General features: G+C 65.5%; 11 protein-coding genes. 7 read left to right on the top strand and 4 right to left on the bottom strand.

Annotated elements, in window-relative coordinates:
* Positions 1-57 precede the first annotated feature (57 nt).
* From purQ to ACTIEZ_RS13910, 4 genes are all read right to left on the bottom strand, one after another.
* A complete protein-coding gene (gene purQ / locus ACTIEZ_RS13895; RefSeq protein WP_439547282.1) occupies positions 58-723 on the bottom strand; it encodes a phosphoribosylformylglycinamidine synthase subunit PurQ in 666 nt (221 codons plus the stop codon).
* Positions 720-950, bottom strand: coding sequence for a phosphoribosylformylglycinamidine synthase subunit PurS (gene purS / locus ACTIEZ_RS13900; protein ID WP_439547283.1), 231 nt, complete (start codon positions 948-950; stop codon positions 720-722). The genes purQ and purS overlap by 4 nt, the downstream gene beginning before the upstream one ends.
* Positions 951-1,011: 61 nt before the next feature.
* A complete protein-coding gene (locus ACTIEZ_RS13905) occupies positions 1,012-2,553 on the bottom strand; it encodes an AarF/UbiB family protein (protein WP_439547284.1) in 1,542 nt (513 codons plus the stop codon).
* A gap of 7 nt (positions 2,554-2,560) precedes the next feature.
* Complete coding sequence (locus ACTIEZ_RS13910) at positions 2,561-3,292, bottom strand: class I SAM-dependent methyltransferase (RefSeq protein ID WP_439547285.1); 732 nt, start codon at positions 3,290-3,292, stop codon at positions 2,561-2,563.
* 71 nt (positions 3,293-3,363) lie between these two features.
* Here ACTIEZ_RS13910 and mutM point away from each other — a divergent pair, with 71 nt between their 5' ends.
* From mutM to ACTIEZ_RS13945, 7 genes are all read left to right on the top strand, one after another.
* Positions 3,364-4,191: a bifunctional DNA-formamidopyrimidine glycosylase/DNA-(apurinic or apyrimidinic site) lyase gene (gene mutM, locus ACTIEZ_RS13915; protein ID WP_439547286.1), complete on the top strand. Its 828-nt coding sequence runs from the start codon at positions 3,364-3,366 to the stop codon at positions 4,189-4,191.
* Between the two features lie 149 nt (positions 4,192-4,340).
* The gene (gene rpsT / locus ACTIEZ_RS13920) at positions 4,341-4,607 is read left to right on the top strand and encodes a 30S ribosomal protein S20 (RefSeq protein WP_439547287.1); all 267 of its coding nucleotides are present in this window, start codon (positions 4,341-4,343) and stop codon (positions 4,605-4,607) included.
* Positions 4,608-5,319: 712 nt separating this feature from the next.
* Complete coding sequence (gene dnaA / locus ACTIEZ_RS13925; protein WP_439547288.1) at positions 5,320-6,762, top strand: chromosomal replication initiator protein DnaA; 1,443 nt, start codon at positions 5,320-5,322, stop codon at positions 6,760-6,762.
* A gap of 24 nt (positions 6,763-6,786) precedes the next feature.
* Positions 6,787-7,653: a DMT family transporter gene (locus tag ACTIEZ_RS13930; RefSeq protein WP_439547289.1), complete on the top strand. Its 867-nt coding sequence runs from the start codon at positions 6,787-6,789 to the stop codon at positions 7,651-7,653.
* A 91-nt stretch (positions 7,654-7,744) separates the two neighbouring features.
* A complete protein-coding gene (locus ACTIEZ_RS13935; protein ID WP_439547290.1) occupies positions 7,745-8,524 on the top strand; it encodes an SDR family NAD(P)-dependent oxidoreductase in 780 nt (259 codons plus the stop codon).
* A gap of 284 nt (positions 8,525-8,808) precedes the next feature.
* Entirely contained in the window at positions 8,809-9,690 is an 882-nt protein-coding gene (locus ACTIEZ_RS13940) for an SIMPL domain-containing protein (protein WP_439547291.1), read from the top strand.
* A 52-nt stretch (positions 9,691-9,742) separates the two neighbouring features.
* Positions 9,743-9,922 (top strand): YegP family protein, encoded by a 180-nt coding sequence (locus ACTIEZ_RS13945; protein ID WP_439547292.1) that lies wholly within the window; start codon positions 9,743-9,745, stop codon positions 9,920-9,922.
* Positions 9,923-10,050: the final 128 nt, after the last annotated feature.

Here is a 10,050-nt window from a genome sequence, read left to right on the forward strand (position 1 = left end):
GGAGGGGGATTGGTTCTTCGGCCGGCGCTGCGGATGCTGGCGGCGATGGCGGGACGGTCAGGCCAGCGCCATCAGGGCGGCTTCGAACAGGCGGCGGCCGTCGGTGCCGCCCTGTTCGGCTTCGATCACGCGTTCGGGATGGGGCATCATGCCGAGCACATTGCCGGCATCATTGAGGATGCCGGCAATATCGCGCGCCGAGCCATTGACGGGTTCGGCATAGCGCAGGGCGACGCGGCCTTCGGATTCCAGCCGGTCGAGCGTGGCCGTATCGGCCACATAATTGCCATCGTGATGGGCGACCGGGATGGTGATGGTTTCCCCGGCGCTGTAGTGGCTGGTGAAGATCGACTGGTTGTTGGCTACCGTCAGCGCCACCGGGCGGCAGACGAAATTCAGGCCAGCGTTGCGCATCAGCGCGCCGGGCAGCAGGCCGGCTTCGGTGAGCACCTGGAACCCGTTGCAGATGCCGAGCACGGCGCGGCCCTGGCCGGCGGCGGTGATGACGGCCTGCATGACCGGTGAGCGGGCGGCCATGGCGCCGGAGCGCAGATAATCGCCATAGGAAAAGCCGCCGGGGATGCCGATGAAATCCAGGCCATCGGGCAGTGCGGTTTCGCGGTGCCAGATCATGGCCGGTGCCCGGCCGCTCACCTTGGTGATGGCGTCGGCCAGATCGCGGTCGCAGTTGGAGCCGGGGAAGACGATGACGGCGGCCTTCACGGCATGTCGATCCGGAAATTCTCGATCACCGTGTTGGCCAGCAATTGCCGGGCCATGGCTTCGACCGTCTCGCGGGCCGTGCCGTCGGCCAGTTCCAGTTCGATGATCTTGCCGGCGCGCGCCGCGGTGACGCCGTCGAAGCCGAGGCCGTGCAGGGCCGCTTCGATGGCCCGGCCCTGCGGGTCGAGCACGCCATTTTTCAGGGTGACGGTGACGGTGACTTTCATGGGCGGGGCTCTACGCTTCTGGCGCGAACGCTGCAAGCCGGAGGAGAGGCCGGGGGTGGGATTAGCCGAGCAGGACGACCGCCGCGGCGCCGATGCCGGCGGCCAGCAGCAGCCAGGGTGTGGACCATCCTGCACCGCTGCGCGTCGGCAGGGGCGGCAAGGGCGGCTGCGGCGGCGCGGCGCCGGGCATCGGGTTGGCCGCGACCCATTGCCGGAAAATGCGCGGCAACTGGTTCAGCGCGCGCATGTTGAGCACCAGCGTATCCGCGATCAGCGCTTCGGGGCCCATTTCGTCGCGCACCCAGTCGCGCACATAAGGTTCGGCGACTTCCCACATGTTCACCTGGGGATCGATGGTCAGCGCGACGCCTTCCACCATCACCATGGTCTTCTGCAGCAACAACAGGTGCGGCTGCACCGGCATGTCGAAGCTGCGGGTGATGGAGAACAGGCCCTCCAGCAGCCCGGTGATGGCAATATCCTTGGCCTGGCGGCCGCGGATCGGTTCACCCACGGCGCGCAAGGCGGTGGCAAAGGCCGCCGGGTTGTGATGCGGCGGCACATAACCGGCCTCGAAATGAATTTCGGCGACGCGGGCATAATTGCCGGTCACGAGGCCGTGCAGGATTTCCGCCAGATAGAGGCGAGCACGGCGGTTGATGCGGCCGACAATGCCGAAATCGATGACGCCGATGCGGGCATGGTCGTTCGGGCCGGCCGGCGGGATGATGAACAGATTGCCCTGGTGCAGATCGGCGTGGAAAAAGCCCTTGGCGATGGCCTGGGCCAGAAAGCCGTGCACCAGCACCCGCGCCAGATGCTTGCGATCGATATCCAGCGCCGCCATGGCGGCCCGATCCGACACTTTGGTGCCGTTGATCCAGTCGATCACCAGCATCTTGCGGGTCGATCGCTGCCAATCCACCGCCGGCACCACGAAATCGGCTTCACCGGCCAGGATTTCACCGACCTCGGAACAATTGGCGGCTTCGCGGCGCAGATCAAGCTCGGCTTCGATCCAGCTCTTGAAGGTGGCGATGATGGCGCGCGGCCGCAGGCGGGCAAATTCGCCGCCAAGGGTTTCAAGATGACCGGCGGCCCATTCATAGGTTTTCAGCGCCGAGGACACATCGGCTTCGATGCCGGGGCGCAGCAGCTTGATGGCGACGTGACGCCCGTCGCTGGTGATGCCGCGATGCACCTGGGCGATCGAGGCAGCGCCGACCGCGTCTGGCTCGATGCTGAGGAACTTGTCCTGCCATTTGCCGCCACAGGCCGCGTTGATCTGGGCTTCCACCTCGCTGAACGGCACCGGCGGCAGATTGTCCTGCAGGCGCGCGAGATCGGCGGCGGCGTCCAGCCCGATCAGATCGGGGCGGGTGGCCAGTGCCTGGCCCAGCTTGATGGCGGCCGGGCCAACGGCCGCAAGTCCGCCGGCAAAATCCGGTGTGGTCGGCGCACCGCTGCCAAGGCGGGCAACGTGCGCCACCAGCCGGATGGGCAGCGGCAGCCGCGCATCCTCGAAGGGGCGCAACGCACCATGGCGTGCCATGCGCCGGCCCCACACCAGAAGCCGGCTGAGATGCCGGATGGCCATCAGCATGTTATGATCAAATCTTCCAGCCGCTGTGGATGGCCACCGCACCACCCAGGATCGGGCGCACCTTCACGTTGCTGAAGCCGGCGCGGCCGATCATCGCGGCAAATTCCGGCATCCTGGGGAAACGGCGGATGGATTCAATCAAATAGCGGTAGCTGTCGCCATCCTTGGCGACGATCTCGCCGATGCGCGGCACCAGTTTTTCGGAATAGACGTCGTAGAGATCGGCAAAGCCGGGCCAGGTGGTGGTGGAAAATTCCAGGCAGAAAAACCGCCCGCCAAAGCGCAGCACGCGGTGGGCTTCGGCCAGCGCGGCGGGAATGTCGGTGACGTTGCGGATGCCGAAGGCGATCGTGTAGGCATCGAAGCTGCGGTCGGGGAAATCCAGCGTTTCCGCATTCTGCTCGCGCCAGATCAGGCTGGTCAGGCCTTGTGCGGCGGCGCGCTCCATGCCGACTTCCAGCATGGCCGCGTTGATATCCGCCACGGTCACGTTGGCGCCGGATTTTTCCAGCCGAAACGCGATGTCGCCAGTGCCGCCGGCCATGTCGAGGATATCCTCCCCGGCGCGCGGGGCCACCAGGCGGACGAAATCATCCTTCCACAGCCGGTGCATGCCGGCCGACATCAGATCGTTCATGATGTCATAGCGCTTGGCGACCGAGCGGAAGACTTCGCCCACCCGCCGGGTCTTTTCTGCCGGGGCAACCTCTTCATAGCCGAAGCTGACGGTCTCGCTCATCACCTGTCCTTTTCGCAGTCGCCAGTTAGCCGAGGCTTGGCGGCCATGCAAACGCCGCCTATGTCGCGGGGATGCCCGAGTTGCCCGAAGTTGAAACCGTGATGCGCGGGCTGGAGCCGGTGTGGCAAGGGCAGGTGTTCACCCGCGTTGTCGCCCATCGTCCCGATCTGCGCCGCCCCTTGCCGGAAGGCCTGGGACAGCGGCTGACCGGCGCGACCGTGGTGCGGCTGGGCCGGCGCGCCAAATATGGGCTGATCGAAACCGATCGCGGCGATACGCTGGTGCTGCATCTCGGCATGTCGGGACGGATGCGGGTCGATCCCGCCGACATCGGCAAGCATGATCATGTCGTGTTTGAAACCGGCAATGGCCGCGTGGTGGCGTTCAATGATGCGCGGCGCTTTGGCAGCCTTGATCTGGTGGCGACGGCGCAGGCCGACCAGCATCCGCTGCTGGCCAGCATCGGCCCGGAGCCGCTGGGGCCGGATTTTGGCCTAGCGCTGCTGGCGCGCATGTTCGCCAATCGCCTGGCGCCGGCCAAGGCGCTGCTGCTCGATCAGCGGCTGATTGCCGGGCTGGGCAATATCTATGTGTGCGAGGCGCTGTACCGCGCCGGCATCCATCCCGAAACGCCGGGCGCGCTTGTGACGCCGGCGCAGGTGGCGCGGCTGGCGCCAGCGATCCCGGCAGTGTTGATGGAGGCCATCGCGGCTGGCGGATCGACCTTGCGTGATCATGCGGCGCCCGATGGCACGCTGGGCTATTTCCAGAAGGATTTCGCGGTCTACGGCCGGGAGGGTGCCGACTGTGGCCTGTGTGCAACGCCGGTGGCGCGCATTGTGCAATCCGGCCGATCCAGCTTCTTCTGCCCGACCTGCCAGCCGGCCCCGCGCATTTGACGGCAGCGTGAATCGCTTGACGCTGCGGCGCGCCTCACCTAAAGCGCTCGGCTTCTGGCGTGCACCCCAAGGTGAGCGCCCATGTAGTCTGTCCGGCAGGTTCCGGGCGATCACATGTCAGGCTCAACACATGATATTGCAGGACAACGATGGCCAACACGCCCCAGGCTGAAAAGCGCATCCGCCGCAACGACCGCCGTGCCGCGATCAACAAGGCGCGCGTCAGCCGCATCCGCACCTTCGTCAAGAAGGTGGAATCGAGCCTGGCCGCCGGCGACGCCGCGGCTGCTGCCGAAGCCTTGAAGGCGGCCCAGCCCGAAATGATGCGCGGTGTGTCGAAGGGCGTGCTGCACAAGAACACGGTTGCCCGCAAGATCAGCCGGCTCGCCAGCCGCGTGAAGGCAATCTCGGCCTGAGCCGCCGTTTGCAGGCTGCGCCTGTGATTGCTTGCTGATGGCTGCGCTTGCGACGGCCCGGATTATTCCTGCAGCAGGGCGCGCCCGACCGGTGCGCCCTGTTGTTGTTTGCGACCCTCATTCGCGAGTCGCAACGGCCTTGCCGGCCTGGCGTGCGAGTCGCGGATAATTTTACGCCAATTTGGCTGCGCGACCCGGAACTATGCGGGAACGATGGTATAAGGCAGGGATATTCCCTCAGGCAAAATCGATCCTGTTAACGCTTTGGTTGTCATCAAAGCGTCATTGCTTTGACACAAAAAATCCAATCACTTGGCCATTGGCACAACTTGGAACAGCGGCAGGGCTGGTTGCGATTCGGCGCATGATTCCAGATGCTTGAATGGCTGTCGAAGGAGAGCCTGTCACAGGGGTGTCAATCATTTTATTTGGGGCTGGATGCAAATTGGCTGCTTGCCGCCTCCCCGCCCGCTTGCTTAATTGAACCTCGGTTTGACCCGACCGGCGTTCCCAGCGCCACCAGGGCCAATCGCAGACAGATGAATGCCGGCTGTGCCCTGGTGTGGGCGCGGGTGCCTTTGTGCGCCCTCGCTGCGGGGCATGGTGCAGGGCGACGACGGACGATGAAACATCAGGGCACCCAGCCGGGTGCCTGGCAGCGCCGGGGGCGGCGGAAAGGTTGGAATACGTGTTGTCGTCGGTTGCATCAGTCATGCCGGTTGAGGGTCCGGCGGGGCGCGAGCCGACCGCAATGGGTCTCGGCGGCGCTGCCGGGCCCGATCGCCCGGCGCGGGATCTCCAGGCCCGTGAACAATGGGTCCGGGTGCGCACCGCGCTGCGCCAGGATGCCGGTGATCACAGCTTTGATGCCTGGCTCGGGCCGCTGGCGCTGGTGTCCGCCGATGGTGACACGGTGCGCCTGGCCGCGCCGAGTGCCTTTGCTGCCGATTGGGTGACCAGCCATTTTGCCGATCTGTTGCGCCGGCATTGGGCCGCCCAGCAGCCGGCTGTGCGCCGCGTGCTGGTCGAAACCGGCTGCGCAATGTCTGCTGCGTCCGCAGCTGCCGGCAAGCCCGCCATGCCCGGCCCCGCCACGCACAGCCCCGCCATGCCAGCTGTGGTGCGCCAGGCCGTGCCGATCGATGCCCGTTACAATTTCGACAATTTCGTCGTCGGCAAGTCGAACGAGCTGGCCTACAACGCGGCGCTGGCCATGGCCGAACCGGGCGCGCCGGGATTCAACCCGCTGTTCCTGCATGGCACCACCGGGCTGGGCAAGACCCACCTGATGCACGCCATCGGCAATATCTATCTGGCGCGTCACCCCGATGCCAGGGTTGCCTATCTGTCGGCGGAAAAGTTCATGGTCGAATTTCTGGCGGCGTTGCGCGCCAAGGACACGATCAGCTTCAAGCAGCGGCTGCGCTCGGTTGATCTGTTGATGATCGATGATGTGCAGTTCATCGCCGGCAAGGAATCGACGCAGGAAGAATTTTTTCACACGATGAACGAGATCATCGGCGCTGGAAAACGCCTGGTGATCACGGCGGACCGCAGCCCACAGAATCTCGAAGGCATTCAGGATCGCATCCTGTCCCGCATGGCGTGGGGCCTGGTCGCCGATATCAATCCGGCCGATTACGAGCTGCGGCTGAACATCCTGCACGCCAAGGTCAGCACGCTGGCCAATCGCGTGGCCGTGCCGGACGATGTCATCGAATTTCTGGCCCGCAAGATCACGGCCAATGTCCGTGAACTGGAAGGGGCGCTCAATCGCGTCACGGCGTTCGCGCTGCTGGTGAACAAGCCGATCACGCTGGAATTCACCCGCGAAACGCTGGCCGATCTGCTGCGCGCGCACGAGAAGAAGCTGACCATCGACGAGATCCAGCGCAAGGTCGCCGATTATTACGGTCTGAAAATGTCGGACCTGTTGTCGGAACGCCGCTCACGCGATGTTGCCCGGCCGCGCCAGATCGCCATGTATCTGGCCAAGAAGCTAACGCCGCGCTCTCTGCCGGAAATCGGCCGGCGCTTTGGCAATCGCGATCACACCACGGTGATGCACGCGGTGAAGAAGGTCGAGGAGCTGCGCGGCAAGGACAGCGAGATCGACAGCGACGTCGCCACGCTGGCGCGCCTGCTGGACGGCTGAGGCGCCAAAGCCTAACCGGGGCAGGTGCAGCGCCTATTTCGATCCGGCCCCTTCTGGTTCATCGTTGCCTGCTTCGCCTTTGCCGCGATGTGGGTGATGATCCGCTATGCCGCGCGGCACCTGCACAGTTTCGAGATCGTGTTCTTCCGAAACCTGCTGGGCCTGATGTTCCTGCTGCCGATGCTGCTTGGCACACCCGGTCTGATCCGGCGGGATCGGCTGCGCATCCATCTCGGCCGCGCCACCTCGGGGTTCGTGGCCACCATGGGCACATTCTACGCGGTGGCCAATGCGCCCTTGGCCGATGTGCTGGCGATCAACTACACCGCGCCGCTGTTCGGCACGATCGGCGCCGTGCTGATGCTGGGCGAAGTGATCCGCGTGCGGCGGGTGGTGGCGCTGGCGATCGGCTTTGCCGGCATGTTGCTGGTGCTGCGGCCAGGGTCGGTGCCCTTGAGTGCCGGCATTGTTGCAGCGATCATTTCGGCGGTCGCCACCGGCTATTCGATTGTCGCCATGCGCAGCCTGGTGGGGGTGGATGACAGCCGGGCGGTGGCGGCGTGGACCTTCATCCTGACCACGCTGCCCAGCCTGGCGGTCGCGTTGTTCGTGTGGACGATGCCCCCCTTTGCGGTCTGGCCGTTGCTGGCCGGAATCGGTGCGATGGCCGCGGTTGGCCAGCTCACCCTCAGCCGCGCCTTCTCATTGTCGGAAGCTTCGGCGGTGCTGCCGCTGGATTTCGTGCGCTTTGGCCTGATTACCGCTGCCGGCGTGCTGTTGTTCGGGGAGCGTTATGATTGGCTCACCCTGGCCGGCGGGGCACTGATTCTCGGCTCCACCATCTATCTGGCGGTGCGTGAAGCGCAGGTGCGGCGCGCGGCGCGATCCTGAGCGATACAGGCTGGCGGTTTGGAAAGGTTGCACGGCTGCGCGCGCCTGCCCATAACCGGAGCGCACACGAAAATGCGATGGGGAGAGTGAGATGCAACTGGAAGGTTTGTCGGCGGTGGTCACGGGCGGCGCGTCGGGACTGGGCGCTGCAACGGCGCGGCTGCTCGCCAGCCATGGCGTGAAGGTCGCGATCTTCGACATGAACGCCGAAAAGGGCGAAGCTGTCGCGGCCGAACTGGGCGGCGTGTTCTGCAATGTGAATGTCACCGACGAAGCATCGGTGGACGCCGGCTTTGCCAAGGCGCGCGCCGCCATCGGCCAGGAACGCATCCTGATCAACTGCGCCGGCACCGGCAACGCCATCAAGACCGCCAGCCGTTCGAAGGAAGATGGCAGCATCAAGCATTTCCCGCTGGAGGCATTCGATCGCATCATCCAGATCAACCTGGTTGGCACCTTCCGCTGCATCGCCAAATCGGCCGCCGGCATGCTGAGCCTGCCGCCGATGGAAAACGGGGAACGCGGCGCCATCGTCAACACTGCCAGCGTGGCGGCCGAGGATGGCCAGATCGGCCAGGCGGCCTATTCGGCGTCGAAGGGCGGCGTTGTCGGCATGACGCTGCCGATCGCTCGCGACCTTTCGGGTGAAGGCATCCGCGTCAACACCATCCTGCCCGGCATCTTCAACACGCCGCTGCTGCAAGGTGCGCCGCAGCCCGTCAAGGACGCGCTGGGCGCTCAGGTGCCGTTCCCGAAGCGGTTGGGCAACCCGGAGGAATATGCATCGCTGGCCGTGGAAATGTGCCGGAATAGCTATTTCAACGGCGAGGATGTGCGGCTGGACGGGGCGATCCGTATGGCGCCTCGCTAAGCCGGCTGAAAATAGCGCAGCTATTTTCAGACTCGGCGCAGCGCGGACGGCGAGCGAAAAGGGCGGCCCCAACAGGCCGCCCTTTTTGACTCGTTCGACCCCGGATCACGTCCGGGGCAGGCATTGTGGCTTCGCCACGCTCTTTCTTCCTGTCTTCTTTCTGACCTCAGCGGACTCGGCGGCTTTGCCGCCGGCCGCGCCCTAACTCACCCTCTTCGGCCCTTCCCCACCCCCAACCCCTCCCCTAAAGGGGAGGGGAGATTCGCAACGGCGAAGGCATCCCCATGAAAACCCTCCCCCTTCTCGCCGCCCTGATCGCCGCGCCGGCGTTGGCGCAAACCCCGCCCGCCACCATCGGCCAGCCGTTCATCCCGGCGCCGTGGTGGATGAAGGACCCGGTGATCGCGGCCATGGGCCATGTCCGCACCGAGGTGCCGGCCAACCGGGCGCGCTTTGCTGCCCGCTTTTCGGTGGTGGAAAAGACCGCTGCTGCTGCCACCAGTGGCGCCACCGCCAAGGCCCGCGAACTCGATGCCGCGCTGGCAGCGCTTGGCGCGGAGCGGGTGCGGTTGAACACCAGCCTGTCGACGCGGCCATTATATGACCAGTATCGTCAGAAGGATGGCTCGCTGGTCGACAACCAGCGCGCTGACCGCATCGATGCCTATGAGGTGACGGCCGAACTGGCCATCGAGGTGCGCGACATGGCGCTGCTGGAGCGCGTCTATCGCCTGGCGGTGGCCGCGCAGCCGTCGGCAATCGATCGGCCGGGGTTCAATCTTCAGCCCGACAATGAGATGAAGACAGCGCTGTACGAGGCGGCCGTGAAAGACGCCGCGCGCCGCGCCCGGCTGGCCAGCACAGCCGCGGGCGCCCGGCTGGGGCCGGTGAAGATCATCGATCCGTCGGGCAGCGTCTGCACCACGCAGGTGCTGGCCGGCTGGCCCAGCTATGGCGCGCCGGTACCGCCAGCCGATGTCGATGCGCGGCAGATCATGGTGACCGGCGCCAAGCTGGCTGCGCCGCCACCGCCACCCGCACCGCCGCCGTCGCTGGAGGACCGTGCCGCAGGCGTGCAGGTCACGCTGCAGCCGCCACTGCGCGAGATGAGCGCGCAGGCCTGTGTGATTTATGGCCTGGTCGGGGGCCTGGCCGGGCCCGGTTGACGCTGCCGGAAACGCGGATTAACCTTGGTTCATAACGGGGGAGGAACAGACGATGGGCCACAAATTCGAAATCTACAAGGACAAAGCCGGCGAGTATCGCGTCCGCTTCAAGTACAACAGCGAAGTGATGTTCTCGACGCAGGGTTATTCGCAGAAATCCTCGGCAATCAACGCCATCGAATCGATCAAGAAAAACGGCCCCGGCGCCCCGACCGTCGAAGCCGAAGATTGATCCAGACCGCCTGACCATGGGCCGGGGGGGGGGGGGGGGCCCCCCCCCCCCCCCGCCGGAGGCCTCCTTGTTCTTCCTCTGTCGGCGCCGTTGGCTACCCCTCTCCCGGGCCGGCTGCGCCGTCTCTC

Source organism: Sandarakinorhabdus sp., assembly GCF_051860625.1.
Classification (GTDB): Bacteria; Pseudomonadota; Alphaproteobacteria; order Sphingomonadales; family Sphingomonadaceae; genus Sandarakinorhabdus.

Coding starts and splice junctions, on each gene's coding strand:
- rpsT (WP_439547287.1), top strand. CDS start 4,341: ATGGCCAACACGCCCCAGGCTGAAAAGCGCATCCGCCGCAACGACCGC.
- ACTIEZ_RS13905 (WP_439547284.1), bottom strand. CDS start 2,553: ATGCTGATGGCCATCCGGCATCTCAGCCGGCTTCTGGTGTGGGGCCGG.
- mutM (WP_439547286.1), top strand. CDS start 3,364: ATGCCCGAGTTGCCCGAAGTTGAAACCGTGATGCGCGGGCTGGAGCCG.
- ACTIEZ_RS13910 (WP_439547285.1), bottom strand. CDS start 3,292: ATGAGCGAGACCGTCAGCTTCGGCTATGAAGAGGTTGCCCCGGCAGAA.
- dnaA (WP_439547288.1), top strand. CDS start 5,320: ATGCCGGTTGAGGGTCCGGCGGGGCGCGAGCCGACCGCAATGGGTCTC.
- purS (WP_439547283.1), bottom strand. CDS start 950: ATGAAAGTCACCGTCACCGTCACCCTGAAAAATGGCGTGCTCGACCCG.
- ACTIEZ_RS13945 (WP_439547292.1), top strand. CDS start 9,743: ATGGGCCACAAATTCGAAATCTACAAGGACAAAGCCGGCGAGTATCGC.
- ACTIEZ_RS13935 (WP_439547290.1), top strand. CDS start 7,745: ATGCAACTGGAAGGTTTGTCGGCGGTGGTCACGGGCGGCGCGTCGGGA.
- ACTIEZ_RS13940 (WP_439547291.1), top strand. CDS start 8,809: ATGAAAACCCTCCCCCTTCTCGCCGCCCTGATCGCCGCGCCGGCGTTG.